9 protein-coding genes are annotated in these 17,126 nt (G+C 41.4%); 6 read left to right on the top strand and 3 right to left on the bottom strand.

The window, feature by feature from the left end:
- The first annotated feature begins 39 nt into the window (after positions 1 to 39).
- The gene (locus VCM39_RS02790) at positions 40 to 2,637 is read left to right on the top strand and encodes an endonuclease/exonuclease/phosphatase family protein (RefSeq protein ID WP_322933556.1); all 2,598 of its coding nucleotides are present in this window, start codon (positions 40 to 42) and stop codon (positions 2,635 to 2,637) included.
- A 104-nt stretch (positions 2,638 to 2,741) separates the two neighbouring features.
- On the opposite strand, the gene VCM39_RS02785 is transcribed toward VCM39_RS02790, so the two are convergent.
- Together VCM39_RS02785 and VCM39_RS02780 are read right to left on the bottom strand one after the other, a co-directional pair.
- Complete coding sequence (locus VCM39_RS02785; protein ID WP_322933555.1) at positions 2,742 to 4,745, bottom strand: glycoside hydrolase family 97 protein; 2,004 nt, start codon at positions 4,743 to 4,745, stop codon at positions 2,742 to 2,744.
- 9 nt (positions 4,746 to 4,754) lie between these two features.
- The gene (locus VCM39_RS02780) at positions 4,755 to 5,660 is read right to left on the bottom strand and encodes an endonuclease/exonuclease/phosphatase family protein (protein ID WP_322933554.1); all 906 of its coding nucleotides are present in this window, start codon (positions 5,658 to 5,660) and stop codon (positions 4,755 to 4,757) included.
- A gap of 225 nt (positions 5,661 to 5,885) precedes the next feature.
- On the opposite strand from VCM39_RS02780, the gene VCM39_RS02775 reads away from it, so the two are divergent.
- From VCM39_RS02775 to VCM39_RS02760, 4 genes are all read left to right on the top strand, one after another.
- Positions 5,886 to 7,061, top strand: coding sequence for a dicarboxylate/amino acid:cation symporter (locus tag VCM39_RS02775; protein ID WP_322933553.1), 1,176 nt, complete (start codon positions 5,886 to 5,888; stop codon positions 7,059 to 7,061).
- 85 nt (positions 7,062 to 7,146) lie between these two features.
- Complete coding sequence (locus VCM39_RS02770; protein WP_289290673.1) at positions 7,147 to 8,121, top strand: FecR family protein; 975 nt, start codon at positions 7,147 to 7,149, stop codon at positions 8,119 to 8,121.
- Positions 8,122 to 8,173: 52 nt separating this feature from the next.
- The gene (locus VCM39_RS02765) at positions 8,174 to 9,871 is read left to right on the top strand and encodes an alpha-amylase family glycosyl hydrolase (RefSeq protein ID WP_007487724.1); all 1,698 of its coding nucleotides are present in this window, start codon (positions 8,174 to 8,176) and stop codon (positions 9,869 to 9,871) included.
- 32 nt (positions 9,872 to 9,903) lie between these two features.
- Entirely contained in the window at positions 9,904 to 13,407 is a 3,504-nt protein-coding gene (locus VCM39_RS02760; protein ID WP_322933552.1) for a DUF4886 domain-containing protein, read from the top strand.
- Positions 13,408 to 13,430: 23 nt separating this feature from the next.
- Here VCM39_RS02760 and VCM39_RS02755 read toward each other — a convergent pair whose 3' ends face one another.
- Positions 13,431 to 14,000, bottom strand: a complete 570-nt coding sequence (locus VCM39_RS02755) for an RNA polymerase sigma factor (protein ID WP_289290678.1) — start codon at positions 13,998 to 14,000, stop codon at positions 13,431 to 13,433.
- Positions 14,001 to 14,676: 676 nt separating this feature from the next.
- Here VCM39_RS02755 and VCM39_RS02750 point away from each other — a divergent pair.
- A complete protein-coding gene (locus VCM39_RS02750) occupies positions 14,677 to 17,013 on the top strand; it encodes a glycoside hydrolase family 20 protein (RefSeq protein ID WP_322933551.1) in 2,337 nt (778 codons plus the stop codon).
- Positions 17,014 to 17,126: the final 113 nt, after the last annotated feature.

Raw genomic sequence — 17,126 nt, 5'->3', positions numbered from 1 at the left:
GAAAGCAGTCGACTTGTTTGTTTTATAAATCATTATTATATGGCTTTCTATCATATCAAATACAGACTATTCGCCATTCTATGGTTATTTTTATCGACCCTGTCGACGGTCGGTATAGCCAATACCACGACTTTAAATGTCGGATGTTTCAATATCCGTTTCAAAACGAGCGCCGATCAGGGAGAGCTAAGCTGGAACAACCGTAAGAGTTATGTTGCACGGACAATTATCGATTTCAAATACGATATTGTCGGAGTCAACGAAATGAATGCCGGTTCACAACAAGAGGACATGAAAAGTTTACTTCCGGAGTATTCATTCGTAGAATGGGGAGGAAACTCATCGACAGTGCCCAATCAGGGAACAATCAATGCGGTATTGTTTCGTACCGATAAGTTCGATCTGCTTGAAGAAGGACATTACTTTTTGTGTACAGACCCCTCGAAATCACTACTTTCGTGGGATAACAGCAGCGGGAACAAACGTTTCACCGTATGGGCCAAGCTGAAAATCAAGGAAACAGGCGATATCTTTTATTATTTCATCACCCATCTCGATCATCAGGGAAGTGATGCCCGCAATGAAGGAACGCGCGTTAACATGGAAAAAGTACGTTCCATTTCCGGTCATTACCCCGCCATCATATGCGGTGATCATAATTCGTCGGCCATACGTTATCCGTTCTATGACCTTTGCAGTGCCTATATGTCAGACAGTCGCAAAGTATCGGAAACCCCATTCCCATGGCCTAAGGACGGAACCTTGTGCAAATGGGATCCCGAGAAAAAAGATGGGAGCAGACTGGATTATGTATGGGTAAAAGGGATGAAAGTACATACATACAATCATATCAATGAGACTTTCGGACGCAGTGTCACTCCTTCCGACCATTTTCCCGTGATAGTGAACGTCTCATTAGAGCCTTTCGTGGCCTCCCATACCCGTTATGTCGATATAAATGCTGCTGATGGTGGCGATGGAAGCAAGTCAGCGCCGTTCCGTAATATCCAGGAAGCTGTCGATGCCACTTGCAACGGCGATACCATTTACGTTGCCCAGGGATATTATACCGTAACCGAATCGGAGCAATTTAAAGGTCGGGACGCTACACTCAATATTCCTCATTCTCTGGATATATTCGGCGGCTACGACTCTGCATTTAAAGAAGTGACGGGGCGTACAGTTCTATCAGGAGATATAAACGGCGATGATGAAATCGCAGATGGAGTATGGACCGGTAATGAAGAAAATGCTTATCATGTAGTGACAGTTCAGAAATACTGCGCACTGATGCTTTGCAATTTCGAAATTGTCGGAGGAAACGCCAACGGAAATACTACCACAGGGGCAGGTATCGCCAGTCTGGGTTCCCGACTGATACTCGATAATGTGATTATCCGCAATAATCAGGCCACGGGTCAAGGTGCCGGAATCTATGCAGCCGGCCAATTATTATGTACCGATTGCCGGTTTATCCGTAACATCTCCTCAGCCAACGGCGGCGCTTATTTCACTGCCTATGCCGGTGTGGAATTATGGTGGCGCCATGCAATGACTGATTGTTACTTCTCGGAAAATGAAGCAGTACAAGGTTCTGCCGGATACCATTCAGGATACTCGTGGGCTTACCTGGGGCACAACACTTATGTCGATAACAAGGCTACTTACGGAGGTACCGTCTCCCTCAACGGAACAGCCTATGCTTCTAAAACGACTTTAGTCAACAACACCTTTGTCAATAACCGGGTAGAAGCTATCGGCGGTGTCATTAACGAAATGAAAGGAGGATCGGCCATCTATGCCAATTTGAACGTAGCATCTACAATTTCGATCGTCAATAATACGATTGTCGGAAACCATGCATCATGCTACAAAAACGGTACACCTACCATCGACTTTTATGGTGCAGCCGTGCATATTTACAACGGAACACCATTCATTTTCAACAACGTGATTGCCGGAAATCGCTCCACTTCAGCGCATACTGGTGATGTTTATAATGCAGGACAGCTGGCAACTACCGGTTATAACATCTTTTCGAGTGCCGATAATATAAATATAACACCGGCAGAAACCGATATTTTAGGAACCTCAGTCGATTCATCCATCCTATTGCTCGGTAATATGCTTGAGAGTAACATAGTAGAAGGAGATATTATCCCTGTTCTGGCACTAAACGGTGGTCCGGTTGAGACAGTCAAAGTAAAAAAACGTTTTTTCGGATCGAATGCAATCAATGTGCTGCCGGCATCTCAATTGGAAGAAAAATTATTAAAAGGAGATGTAGACAACACGATTGAACTGCGAAACAAACTGATATTCGACCAACGGGGAGTGGAACGTTTGACCGATGGAACCTCATCGATCGGTGCGTATGAATATGGAAGGGAAGGTACGGGTATTACCGAAACAGCAAGTGTCGCCAATCCGGTCAAAACATACCAGAACGGTTCTATTTTATATCTGTCTACTTCTATGCCATTACAGGATGTGAAAATATTCTCTATGACCGGATCAACGGTTATTCTTCTGGGCGAAGTTACCACAGGAGAGACTCCAGTCAATGTTTCCCAGCTTTATCCCGGAGTATATATATTATCCTGGAAAGGAGGAACTTCACGGTTTATAAAAAGATAAATAAGATTATCTGCCAGTAAATTAAAAATCACCCACGCTGCAACTATTGAAGCGTGGGTGATTTCATTGAAAGGAAAGTTATAGCACACTCTCCATCTTTCTTTTTACTCCGGTGATGAAATACAAGCTGCCCATCCCCCACCCGGTGCAAGTCGGACAACAAGCTCATTCTGTTCCAATACTTCGGACGTTCTCCGGTAGTCCTGAGCTGCCCGATGGGCATTTACTCCATCACTGAATATCTCGATCCGCTTCCCGATGCAATCATCCGGTAATCTCACCCTCAGTTCACGGGTATCCCAATTCCCCAATGCTCCGATATACCAATTATCACCTCTACGCCGAGCCACGACAATATACTCGCCAACTTTACCATCGAGCACGAAAGTGTCATCCCAAACTGTGGGAATCTGGGATATAAACCGGATACACTCCTGTTCACGCATATAATTGGATGGAGAATCACAAAGCATGTTAAGCGGAGAATCGAATACGACATATTCTGCAAGCTGATGGCAACGGGTGCCCTGACTCATCGGATTACTCCTGTTCGGAAAATATCCACCTTTGACACTATTGCGCATCGCTCCCTGCGTATAATCCATCGGACCAGCCACCATGCGAATGTATGGCAATAAAACATCGTAAGAAACCATATCGACATCGGGCTTGGACCATTTCAACTGTTCAAGCCCGAATACCGCTTCATAATTGATCACATTGGGATACGTGCGTTGCATACCCGTTGGTTTGGGACAGCCGTGAAAATCGACAAGCATCTTATGGGCCGCGCATACCTCAGCCGTACGGTACATAAAATCAATCATCTCCTGATCATCACGATTAAGGAAATCTATTTTAAAACCTTTGATACCCATATCGGCATAATGCGATACGACCTTTTCCAAATTAAGTTCCATCGCCAGATAACCGGCCCACAAAATAATATCAACTCCTTTTCTCCTCCCATGATCTACTATTGCCTGAAGATCGATTTCCGGGACGACATCAAGAAGATCACACTTTCCCTTAGTAGCCCATCCTTCATCGAGAATAACATACTCGATGCTGTTTTCGGAAGCAAAATCAATGTAGTATTTATAAGTTTCCGTATTAATGCCAGCCTTAAAATCGACTCCATAAAGGCCCCAGTCATTCCACCACTCCCAGGCAACCTTTCCCGGTTTGATCCATGACCGATCGGTTACGCGTGACGGAGCTGCCAACCGATATACCATATCGTTTTCCATCAACTCTCCGTCGCGACGTGTAACAATGAAAGTCCGCCACGGAAAAGTCCGCGGTGCATTGATCTTCGCAATATAGGGATACCGCGAAGTAACCAAATGTTCAAGATCATTATGTCCGCCCTGTACCACACTTTTCGGATAAGGCGCAAAGGCTCCTCTCAACTGCGGTCTGCAACTATCTGTCGCTAAATACATTCCGGGATAATCTTCAACATCGGCTTCGGCAATACACAATTTTTCGCCATACTCCAGATTGACAAGTATCGGTGTAAACAACAGATTTTTTTCATCGAAATCCTTCAACGGAAGATACGTATACAGATTTTGCATATCATTCCAAAACTGCTGTTCACGGGTGGCGTCCTTTCGTTTCTTACGATCACGTACATACGGAGCCCATGTCTCAAAATTCTGAGATAACCGATACACTGCCTTTTCATTCTTCACTGTGTACTCCTCCGAAAGTGAAGATACAAAACGGTAAGCCATTCCGTCATCATACATCCGGAATTCGATACTGAAACCGGCAGTCGTGGTCAATACCAACCGGTTATATTTATCTCGCACCTGTGATTTCTTATACAGTGGAGAAAGAATCACTTCATCAACAGACGAGCGTTGTACTTTTTTCACTTTCATATCGGCCCCCCAAACTGTGCCATTCATCCATTCCATAGCAATGGTCGATGGAGACAATATTGATTGGTGTTCATTGGAAAGAGTGAACGTAAGACTATCACCGACATTAATTTCACTCGTAAGCCTCCCATCAGGAGAGCCCAGTTTATATTCGGCAGCAGCAGCTATTGTAACAGTGAAAGCCACCGTAAACATTAAAAAAACTTTCTTATATTTCATCTTTACAAATCAATAAGTAAATGTACAAATGATAGGATAATGGTCAGATATCCACCTCACACCATAAACTGGCTTATCAATGGTCTCAAACACCAACGGGCAAGCATTACGATAGAAAATATGATCCAGATTCTTGTTTCTTACCAAAGGAGAAACGCGCCCGAAACCATTAAAGCTGGAATGATCATCCGTTTTGGAAGCATCTTCTCTGGCAGAAGCAAACCAACGGTAAAATGGAGCCAAGCTCTCACGCCGCGGGTCATAGGGATTGTAAGAAGCATTCATATCACCGGTTACGAAAACAGTTGCCTCCTCCCCGGCGATGGTCTTCATTCTATTGTTTATCAATGCAGCACACCGGGCACGCACCTCAGTGTCCACCGGTTCTTTCTTATAGGGCAAATGAGTGGTGACAATATAAAATTCTTTCCGGCTTTTTTTATCCTTGAGTTGCAACCACAAAGCGGCCCGATAATGTCTGTCAGTCGAGTTCCACGGTTGGGATGGCACTTCGGGAGTAGCACTCAGCCAAAAATGTCCCGAACGTATCACTGAATATTTCTCACGAAGATACAACAGTAATACTCCTCCGGTGCGGGAATCAGGTAGTGTGTCGTTCATCTCTATACGATAATAGCCATAATCAGGTAGCATGGCAAAGATTTGCTGCCACATCTCGTTACGTGGTTCCTGCATGCCTATCACGTCGGGACGGTACTGGGCGATCATACGGGCACACGGTTCCCGACGCCGATCCCATGCCGTATCAAGAGAATCATTCGGATTATTGAAACGGATGTTGAACGACATCACCTTTACAGAATCCAACACGACAACATCGTCATGATAATCTTGAGCGATAGCACAAGAAAAACTCAGCAGTAAAATACCAGACAAAAGAATGTTTTTTTTCATATATGTATCTTTAAAATTATACTATGAAGACTTATCAAAAAGTACTGAATACGTAACCAACAACACAAAACTGACACTGATTTAAAAAACATTAACATGCTTTCTTACAATAGCAAAGCCGTCAAAAGCCACAATATTCAAAACAAATAAAAATACCGACTACGTAGATGTATGATATGATGTGTTCCTTGAATGAGTGTTCCTTTAAATTAAAATATTGACAAAATGAAAAAAAGAAAGTTAGGATTGTTCCCTAAGGTATTGATTGCGATAACTATCGGTTCGTTATTGGGACTTATAGCGCCGGATGTTATGATCAGAATATTTAAAACCTTCAATGTATTCTTTGCACAAATTCTCAAATTTATCGTACCCTTACTCGTATTGGGCCTTGTGACTCCATCTGTAGCTAATCTGGGACGTGGAGCTGGAAAGATGCTATTGAGTGTTATCGTTATCTCATATCTGTCAACGATAGGTGCAGGATTTTTTGCATATGGTTTTGCTTCAAGTCTGCTTCCTCATTATCTAAGTATTGGTGAAATTTCCACCTCTGCGCTGGAAGGAAAAGTATTCGAGCCCTATTTCAATATCAAATTCCCTCCGATTTGTGACATACTGACAGCTCTCCTCTTGTCATTCATGCTCGGCATCGGCATTATTTTCACCAAAGCCCCGGGACTGAAGAAAGCCTTCGATGAATTCGGAGAAATTGTAAAACTCACGATTGAACATGCCATCATCCCTCTCTTACCATTCTACATCTTTACAATGATATGTGAGATGAGTGCTTCCGGTCATCTGTCAACCGTCATGGGAACAGGTGTTAAAGTCATTGCAACCGGTGTTATCCTGTCTATCTGTTACCTCATTATCCAATATATCATAGCCGGACTGGTGGCTAAAAAAAATCCTTTTAAATGTATATGGAATATTATGCCAGCGTACCTGACAGGCTTTTCAATCTGTTCCAGTTCGGCCGTTATTCCAGTCACTCTCGAGTGTGCCATGAAGAATGGTGCGACTAAAGAGATCGCCAACTTTACTGTCCCTCTTTGTTCAACAGTCCACATGTGCGGATCGACTATCAAGCTTATCACTACATCAATCGCAGTGATGTATCTGAGCGGAATGAACATTAGTTTCGCCCTCTTTGCCAATTTCATCCTTTTACAAGGGATTTCAGCCGTAGCTGCCCCCGGAGTAATGGGAGGAGTTTTAATGGCATCAATCGGATTATTGGAATCGATTCTCGGTTTTTCGCCTGAACAGAGTGCCCTGATGATGGCCATTTATCTGGCTCTCGACGGATATGGTCCAGCATGTAACGTAAGCGGAGACGGCGCTATCACCCTCATTATCGACCGCTTTTTCGGAAAGAAATATGCATCCGCACAATAATAAAATGTCTATTTTCAAAATCGGATTACGTAGTCATATCATGTAATGTGTTCTTTTTATATAAGGAAAGATTAATAAAAAATATATGAAAAAAGAAAGCATAAAGATGTTTTTTGAGAGTCAGTCCACACCCTCTGATTCCGAGAAAATAGAGCAATGGTATATAAACAATATCAATAATGCCGAATTGGACACTATTCTTCTGGAGCTGTTGAAAGAATGTACTCATCAGGATGAACAGAAAGCCAGAAACGCATTCAACCGTACATGCCATCGTATAGGTATCGGGACACCCCAAGTCATGAAAAAGAGGAAAACAATATACCGTTGGATATCGGGAATAGCCGCCACCGTCCTGATATGCGGTTTCCTATTGGGTATACATTTATGGAGTCCCCGGTTCGGCGATATCGATTTGGAAAAAGTATATGCATCGGCAGGTGATTCAAAAATGGTGATACTTCCCGACTCTACAAAAATCTATCTCAACCCCACAAGTACTCTCTTTTACGCAGCAAATGATTTTGCCCGTAACAGGAAAGTGCATTTGTTTGGCGAAGCATACGTAGAGGTAACCAAAGATATGAAACATCCATTCTTCGTTGTGTGTAACAATGCCACAATCAAAGTATTGGGAACTAAATTCAACGTACAATCGCATGAATCCGATTCAGAATTTGAAGTGATGCTATACGAAGGATGCGTGGACGTAGAATCAGATTTCAACAATAAACAGGTAGAAGTACTCATGGCTCCCGGTGATATTATAAAGATTGATAAGAATACCGGCGAAATGTCACAAATGAATATTTCGACTATAGCCAACCCTGGGCAATCCCGTAAATTTTACTTTATCGATAAAAAGCTGGAAGATATAACCAATCAACTCGAACGTCACTTCCAAAAGAAGATTGTAATTACCAATCCAAAATTAAAATCGATAAAATACGATGCAATATTTGCCAATGACGAGACAATTGAACAGATTTTAAATTGCCTGAATGCATCACAACAGATGAAAATTATATATCATGATAACACCATTATAGAGATACGGTAACACAATTTCAGTTTTCAATAGGTAAATCATAGAACCCACAAAAAATAATCAGATGAAACGAATCATTTTCTTTTTTAGCTTTATGGCCCTTGCAAGTAACCTCTTTGCCATCCGAAACTACCCCAAATGGCTGGAAAGTGCAGCCATATATCACATCTATCCTTCTTCTTACATGGATAGCAACGGAGACGGATACGGCGATCTGGAGGGTATACGTTCTCGCTTGGACTACGTAAAGGATCTGGGATTTAATACCATCTGGATCAGTCCGGTCTTTTGCAGTAAATTTGAAGATGGCGGTTATGATATCACCGATTTCTATAAAATCGACCCACGCTTCGGCACAAATACCGATTTGGTAAATCTGGTAAACGATGCACATGAAAAGGGTATTAAAGTATGCCTCGACCTCGTAGCCGGTCACACTTCAGACAAGCATCCCTGGTTTCTGGAATCTGCAAATGGAGACCCGAATGGTCATTATGCCGATTATTACATCTGGACGAAAGGTAAAAAAACAACTCCACCGAAACCGGAAAGAGGAGGCTGGGTAAAAAATGAATATCCGCGCGACGGATACTATCTGATGAATTACTACGATATTCAACCGGCACTTAATTATGGATATTATCAGCCGAACCCGGAGAATTCGTGGGAACAAGCCTATAATGCCCCCGGTCCAAAAGCAGTCCGCCAAGAGATAAAGAATATCATCTCTTTCTGGTTTGATAAGGGAGTTGACGGTTTTCGTTGTGACCTGGCCTGGTCATTGGTAAAGGGAGATGACGCAGAGTTTCATGGGGTAAGAAAACTTTGGAATGAAATATTTTCCTGGCAAGCGGAAAACTATCCCGAAACGATCTTCCTGTCTGAATGGTCAAGTCCGATAGAAGCTATTTCCTGCGGCTTCGATATCGATATTATCCGCCACAACGGATGTGGAAAAACCATGTATCGCGATCTGGTACACAATACACATCGGAATACAGATCCGGAAACCGGTATATACCAACCGAAAGATTGTTGGTTTGACAGGGCGGGAAAAGGGCAGTTCAGTTCTTTTGTAGAACCTTTTATAAAAATCTATGAAGTAACCAAGGGGCATGGTTTCCCATGTATGCCCACATCCAGCCATGATACGTGGAGGCTAAATCGTAACCAACGTTCTACCCCGGAGGAACTAAAAGTAGCCATGACGTTCTTCCTGACAATGCCATGGGTACCAATTGTCTACTATGGAGAAGAGATCGGGATGCGTTCGATGGACGGATGGCCGTTTATTGAAGGCAGTCGTGACCGGTCGGCACAAAGAACACCCATGCAATGGGAAGCAGGCGCAACAGCCGGTTTCTCTACCTGCGACCCTTCAAAGTTGTACTTACCTATAGACCCGGATCCGAAGCGTCCGACAGTAGCCGGTCAAATCGATGACCCACATTCAATACTTAACTGGACGAAGGGACTTCTTGCCCTCCGTTCTTCAATCTCCGCATTGGGAAATACAGGAGGATGGAAGTTTGTCAGCGATCCGCAACAAGCATATCCTGCCGTATACGAACGCTCCGACGATCACTCAAAGTATCTGATAATTATTAATCCGAGAGAAAAAAGTGCTACGGCATCCATTGAAGGATATGATCGATTAGAAGTTATTTGGGGAAATCCCCAAAACTTGTCAGTAAAGAAATCGAAAGATAAACTATCACTGAGAATCCAAGGAGTAAGTTCTGTCATCTGTAAGGTTCTGTAATTCATATTAGTCATCAACAAAATAATAAATCAATGAAAAAGGTTTTCAAACTTTATTTAATGCTGTTCTTAAGTATTACAGGAACAGTTTTTACAACGAATGCAGAAACGAAAAAGATTCTCGTTGTTGGAAACAGTTTCTCGTTTGATGCGGCTTTACAGGAGTTTCTTCCGATAGTACAAGCTGCTGGAGATGATATTGTGCTGGGGTTTCCATATAAAGGAGGAACCACACTGGAACTTCACACGAATTATATTACCACAAATCAGCAGATATACAATTACTACAAAATTAAAGATGGAAAAATGACATCGACAGGAGGCAATAGCCGCAAATTCGATGCAAATATCATTACGGATGAAGATTGGGATATTGTCATTATACAAACTGACCATAATTATTCGGGTGCATATAGTCACTATTTTCCATACCTGACCAATCTGATCACCTACTTTAAAACTCATCTCACGAATAAAAATGCCCAGTTTTATCTTTACATGACCTGGGCCTATCAAAATGGTTCGGCAAAATTAGAGGAGTTAATCAATAAAGGTCTTTACACCGACCAAATGGATCAATATACAAAAATCGTTGATTGTGCAGGCCGCGCCGCCATACAATCGGGAATTGGCGAAGAAAACATAATTCCAGGTGGAACAGCTGTCCAAAATGGGCGTACCAGTTATATTGGTGATGATTATAATCGTGATGGCTATCACATGAATCTCAGTCACGGCCGTTATACCGTAGCACTAACATGGTACGAAAAAATCTTCGGAAAGAGTGTCATTGGGTTAAGTTATCACCCTGCTTCCATCAGTGATTTCTGTGCAGAGATGTGCCAACATGCCGTACGTGAAGCCATTATCCACCCCAAAAGTATCAGTAGCCTTGCAGATACTTATGGGGTAAACCCTGATGCAAAGCCCAAGGTCATCGACAGACCGCTAATGATTAATTTCGGCATCGGTGTTGGTTCATCTGCAATCTCTCAATATTCATGGAATAGTTTAACAACCACATTAACCGGAGCAAATGTGGGAAATCTATATAACAGCAAAGGTTATGGAACCGAAGTGAAAGTTTCAATAGAAAAACCATTCGACGGTGTTTCCTCTATCGGAACCACTTCATCGACTACAGCTTTAGATATGCCTTCGAATGTGTCTAAATCAGCCTTTTATGGTACTACAGAGAGTTCGGTTATTATTTCCGGATTATATCCGGGTCAGGCGTATGATATGAACGTATTTGCCTCAATTATGAATAATACATCGACCAATTCTGAAACCGTCTACTCATTCAAAGGAAAAAATGATGGAAACGCCTCTCTGAATCCTACAAAAAACACGGCAAATATTGCAACGGCCCAAGGAATAATTGCCGATGAAAAAGGACGCATCTATTTAACTGTAAAAGCCGGCGCAAACAATAACGAAGAAAAGAAAACTTATTATCTGGGAGCATTGATGGTAACTCCACATCTTGAGGTTCCGGGGAAAATTCCTATCTATATCAACTTTACCACCAATGGAAAAACAACTCAAGAAGATTACTGGAATAATGTGACATCCCATCTTGCCGGAACTAAAATTGAAAGCTTGACAGATTCGGAGAATAAGGCTTCAGGCATATCTCTAAACATCACAAAAGGTTTTGCCGGTGTCACAGAAAACGGTGCATCCGAAACAAATACGTTGCTTAACATGCCCGCAAATACATCTTCAACAGGTTATTGGGTAAACGGTATCGAAAAAGACGGCGTTCTTATTGACAATGCCGAAATCGTATTCAGTAATCTGAATCCTAAGGAATCCTATGATTTTTATATGTTTGGTTCCTATATGAATGCTACAGAAGTTCATGAAGCTGAATATTCAACCTTTGGAACTGTAGAAAATTACATTGGATTAAATGGAAACAACAACGATCATTCAATCGCTGAACTCTCTTCAATATATCCGGATGCAAACGGACATATCCGATTTACGGTAACCCCGGGAGCTACAAGTGCAGATACCTACAAAACTGGTTACATCAATGCTATGGCTATTATGGTTCCGGGTATTGTGAAAGTCGTACCCTTCGAACCCGTAGCAGAAGGTCCGTGGGATGGTATTTCCATGATTGAACCGGCTCGTGACGTTTCCGGTAATTGTGTTATTTACACAGGAGCAGAATTAGCATGGGTAGCCAATCAAATCAATCAAGGCCATGCCATAACAGGTATAAAAATTGCAAAAGATATAGATTTAGGCAATCAACCATGGACTCCAATAGGATACGGAACTTATTTTACCGGAAAAATTGACGGACAAGGTTATCACATTTATAATATGTATATAAATAAAAGTGACCTTACAGAAAAATCAAATTTTGCAGGCTTAATAGGTGGTACAAATAGCGAAAGCTGTGATATTCTCAACATCAATCTCTCAGGAAAAATCGATATTCCTGCATCCATAACTCAGAAAACTCAAGTCGGATCATTCATTGGTAAAGCCAATGCCTTAGGAAATATGGTTAATTGCCATAGCGATGTTGAAATCAATATCATGGGAGCGCCGGGATATGTGGGTGGTGTATTGGCATTTATGAAAAATGCGAATGTAAAAAACTGCTCTTATTCAGGCAATATAATAATCACAACATCCGGAAAAGTGACCAATGGTGTCGGCGGCATTTTGGGATGTACAAATTCAAGTACAACCGGCATCGAAGCTATTATTAACGGATGTTACTTTGACGGTAGCATTAAAAATAACGGTTCTGGAATCCCTAAATATGTAGCCGGAATCAATTCGTATTCTAATTTGTCAAAAGCTGCCGAAACCATTACGAACAATTATGTTATCGGCACCATTGACTGCACGGCCACGGATCAAGGAGCTATTTACGGAAAAAACAACACTGTAAATTTCGACTGTGAAAACAACTATTATTATGCGGGCTATACCTTAACAGGCAAAGGTGGAATTCCCATGGATATGAAAAAGTTTCATTCCGGAGAAGCTACTTATTTATTAAACGGTGATCAAATGGAATTTCTTTTCGGTCAGGAACTTGATTCTGATAATAACATGCCAGTCGTCTATAGTGGTACCAACAGAGTCTACAAAACAGTCTTTATGTATAATGGCAACGAATATGCAGTACTTTACAACAATACAGAAATGAAATTTCCCCAAAATCCTGTTCCTGACGACGGAACAACTTTTGGAGGATGGTATGATGAGAAAGGAAATCGCTATGATGAGAATTCAACTGCCCAAACCGACCTCATACTCTATGCCAAAACCATAGCAACAGGAACCGATAATCTGAAAACTAAAGATGAAATAACAATCAGTAATAATAAAATTGATATAACTTCAGAAAATCCGATTGGCAATATTGCTATTGTGGATGTAAACGGAATGGAGGTTATTAATAAAACAATAAAAGAGACTATCGCAGAATTAGATATAAATTCATTACAACATGGTATATATCTTTTTAAGAGCAAACATGATTGCATTAAATTCATAAAAAAATAAGATGGAAGACATCGTTATCCAAATTACAATGTAATATGTCCATAGACTAATATCCAAAATAAGAAAGGAGTTAATTTCGTACGTAATTCACGAAGGGCAAGCTCAATATGTTTTTCTACCGTACGTGCCGAAATATGCATTATTTCGGCTATTTCTTTTGCAGATTTATGCTCGAACCGACTCATATTGAAAATGGCACGTCGTTTCTCCGGCATTGTTTCAATGATAGCTACAATTGCTTTCTGCATTTCGTTCCAAAACAACTCGTTTTCTGCACTTGGAGTGACTACGGTATCGTGTACACCATCCAGGAAACGATCTACAATTTGATTCTGCTTAGAACGAAAGTGGTTGTATATCTCATATTTAGCAATTACATACAAATAAGAGTGAATCGATAAGTCGCTTTGTAATTTCTCTCTGTTAACCCACACTTTGATAAATGTGTTTTGCGTAATATCTTCAGAGATCCATTCGTCCTTCACCAATCCGAATATAAATTGGTTGAAATGTGAATAGTATTTCATAAAAAGTTCTTCAAAACACTGTACATCCCCATTCTTTATGCCAGTTATCAAATCAGGTTCATTCATTACTATTATATTTAAGACTATACAAACATAACATTTTAATATAAGAAAGAACAATTGTGCTGAACTTTTTCGTTCTATGGTATATTTGTAACTCTCCTATATATTACAGAAGTGTTAAGAAAGATATAATACGTAATTCAAGGTGCAATATCTTCTCTGTTTTTCTCACTAATTGCAGATTTACTTTAACATATCTAATGCGAATCAGTAGTTGAAATCAAATTAAGATTTAGTTTTGCTCATCTCTTTTCTGTTTTGAACTTAATGGTGTTTGTCATTGTCATCAGTCTCTTTCTCCGGTATTGATAAAGCCCCCTCTTGTAGAGTAACGTATAAAGCCTCGGTGTGTAACATTGTTTTAGATGTACATGTAAAACAATACTGCTCACCGGGGAAAGGAACGTTCCTTTCTGAGAAAGACAAAGTACAATACCGGGCAAGGGTAACAATGCCGTCTATGGGCACTTCCGCTATCGAAAAGATAGGGTCATAATCTTCGTTACTATACGGATATGAATCTATTTACGATCAGCTTTGAACTCAATAGTCAACTACTGATTCGCACATCTATTTGATTTTTACTGAAAAAGTATCCCTATACTTAATATCCTATTTAAACAAATCATAACTATAATTTTTACTATATTTGCCCAAACTAATACTAATCAATTTTATTATGAGAAAACTTAACCAAGCACTTCTTGCGGTCGCTACATTGGCTTTCGCTTCATGCAACACGCAAAAGGAAGAAATCAATTATCAGGTAATCCCTCTCCCCCAAGAGGTCGTTGTCAGTCAGGAACCTCTTTTCACACTACAGGAAACCACAAAAATTCTTTATCCGGAAGGAAACGAGCTGCTGAAACGAAACGCAGAGTTTTTATCCGGATATATCCAAGATGCGACAGGAAAAGAACTCGACATTGCAACAATCACATCGGAAAGTACACCGCAAAATGCTATTATCTTAGGGTTGGACAAGAGTATAACGGAAAAAGAAGGATACGAGCTTACAGTATCTTCCGAACAAGTCACCATTAACGGACAAACGCCTAATGGAGTGTTCTACGGCATACAAACTTTGCGGAAATCAATTCCGGCAACTACTGCCAGCACCAAGATTGCACTTCCGGCAGCAGCCATCAAAGATTATCCACGCTTCAGCTACCGGGGCATGCATCTCGACGTAAGCCGCCACTTCTTCCCGATAGAATTCGTAAAGAAATACATCGACTTGCTGGCATTACATAACATGAATACTTTCCACTGGCATCTGACAGACGACCAGGGATGGAGAATCGAAATAAAAAAATATCCGAAGTTAACGGAAATAGGCTCACAACGCTCAGAAACAGTAATAGGACACAACTCCGGTGAATATGACGGCACACCTTATGGAGGTTTCTACACACAAGAACAAATTAAAGAAGTTATAGACTATGCAAAGGAGCGCTATATCAACATCATCCCTGAAATAGACCTGCCCGGACATATGGTTGCTGCTTTGGCTGCTTATCCGGAACTGGGTTGTACAGGAGGTCCGTATGAAGTAGAAAAAACCTGGGGAATATTTGAAGATGTACTTTGCATTGGTAACGATAAAACAATGCAATTTATAGAAGATGTATTGGGCGAAGTAGCCGACCTGTTTCCTTATAAGTATATCCACATCGGAGGTGACGAAGCTCCACGCAATCGTTGGGCCAAATGTCCGAAGTGCCAGGCACGTATCAAAGCAGAGGGCTTGAAAGCTGACGCTAAACATACGGCGGAAGACCGTTTGCAGAGTTACTGCATGCAACGCGCAGAGAAATTCCTCAATAGCAAAGGGCGCCAAATAATTGGTTGGGACGAGATTCTGGAAGGAGACGTAGCACCCAATGCGACTGTAATGTCATGGCGCGGAATGGCTGGTGGAATAGAAGCTGCCAAGTTGGGACATGATGTGATTATGACCCCAAACACCTATGTATATTTTGACTATTACCAAACGGCAGACACAAAAGATGAACCAGATGCCATTGGTGGTTGTGTGACATTGGAACGCGTATATAGTTTGGAGCCTGTTCCGGAAACTTTAAACGCAGAAGAGAAAAAGCACATTATTGGTGCTCAAGCCAATCTTTGGTGTGAATATATCCCTACGACAAAACAGGTAGAATACATGGTACTCCCGCGTATGGCTGCTTTGGCAGAGGTTCAATGGACACTTCCCGAAAAGAAAGATTATAGTGACTTCACCAAGCGCTTGCCCCGACTTTTAGCTTTTTATGATCGTGACAGCCTCAACTACGGCAAACATGTGTTTGATATTAAATCAAATATCACATCCGACCCAGAAAAAAAAGCAGTAATGATAGAGCTTAGCACAGTGGATAATGCACCTGTTTACTATACATTGGATGGAACAGAACCGACTCCTACGAACGGAACGAAATATGAAGCTCCCATAACCATTACACAGGCTGCAGATTTCAAGGCCGTTGCTGTTCGTCCTACCGGTAACAGTAAGATTATATCCGAACAGGTTAATTTCAACAAAGCCACCTGTTGCCCGATTGAACTGAAAGCTCAACCTTCGGCCAAATACTCCTATAAAGGTGCTACGACTTTAGTAGACGGATTAAAGGGAGGAAACAGCTATGCCGGTGGACGCTGGTTGGGCTTTTTGGGAACAGATGTTGAAGCAACCATTAATTTAGGAGTACCAACAGAAATAAGTAAAGTTTCAACAGAAGCTATTGTTGACATGGGAGCCTGGATCATGGGAGCTACCGGACTGACTGTTTCCATATCAGAAAATGGGAAAGACTTCCAAGAAGTAGCTTCAGAAACCTACCCTTCTGAAACAGACTTAGGCAAAAAAGGAATAGAAGATTACAATGTGGAATTCTCACCAGTAAAGGCTACTTTTGTAAAGATAACAATCAAGTGTAGCCCCGCCTTGCCGAAAGGACACGCCGGAGAAGGAAAAACTCCTTACTTATTTGTGGATGAAATAAGTGTGGATTAGTATTGCTATCTGATGAAATACGGATGATCGTAATACGGTCTTGAATCCATTTCACCACAAAGTAGCACAGAGTTCCACAAAGTACTATTTATTTAATGAAACGCAGATAAATG

It is taken from the genome of Bacteroides mucinivorans, from assembly GCF_034654355.2.
Classification (GTDB): Bacteria; Bacteroidota; Bacteroidia; order Bacteroidales; family Bacteroidaceae; genus Bacteroides; species Bacteroides nordii.
This window is presented reverse-complemented; position numbering and strand designations above follow the sequence as displayed.

Coding starts and splice junctions, on each gene's coding strand:
- VCM39_RS02755 (WP_289290678.1), bottom strand. CDS start 14,000: ATGAATGAACCTGATTTGATAACTGGCATAAAGAATGGGGATGTACAG.
- VCM39_RS02750 (WP_322933551.1), top strand. CDS start 14,677: ATGAGAAAACTTAACCAAGCACTTCTTGCGGTCGCTACATTGGCTTTC.
- VCM39_RS02775 (WP_322933553.1), top strand. CDS start 5,886: ATGAAAAAAAGAAAGTTAGGATTGTTCCCTAAGGTATTGATTGCGATA.
- VCM39_RS02790 (WP_322933556.1), top strand. CDS start 40: ATGGCTTTCTATCATATCAAATACAGACTATTCGCCATTCTATGGTTA.
- VCM39_RS02770 (WP_289290673.1), top strand. CDS start 7,147: ATGAAAAAAGAAAGCATAAAGATGTTTTTTGAGAGTCAGTCCACACCC.
- VCM39_RS02765 (WP_007487724.1), top strand. CDS start 8,174: ATGAAACGAATCATTTTCTTTTTTAGCTTTATGGCCCTTGCAAGTAAC.
- VCM39_RS02780 (WP_322933554.1), bottom strand. CDS start 5,660: ATGAAAAAAAACATTCTTTTGTCTGGTATTTTACTGCTGAGTTTTTCT.
- VCM39_RS02760 (WP_322933552.1), top strand. CDS start 9,904: ATGAAAAAGGTTTTCAAACTTTATTTAATGCTGTTCTTAAGTATTACA.
- VCM39_RS02785 (WP_322933555.1), bottom strand. CDS start 4,745: ATGAAATATAAGAAAGTTTTTTTAATGTTTACGGTGGCTTTCACTGTT.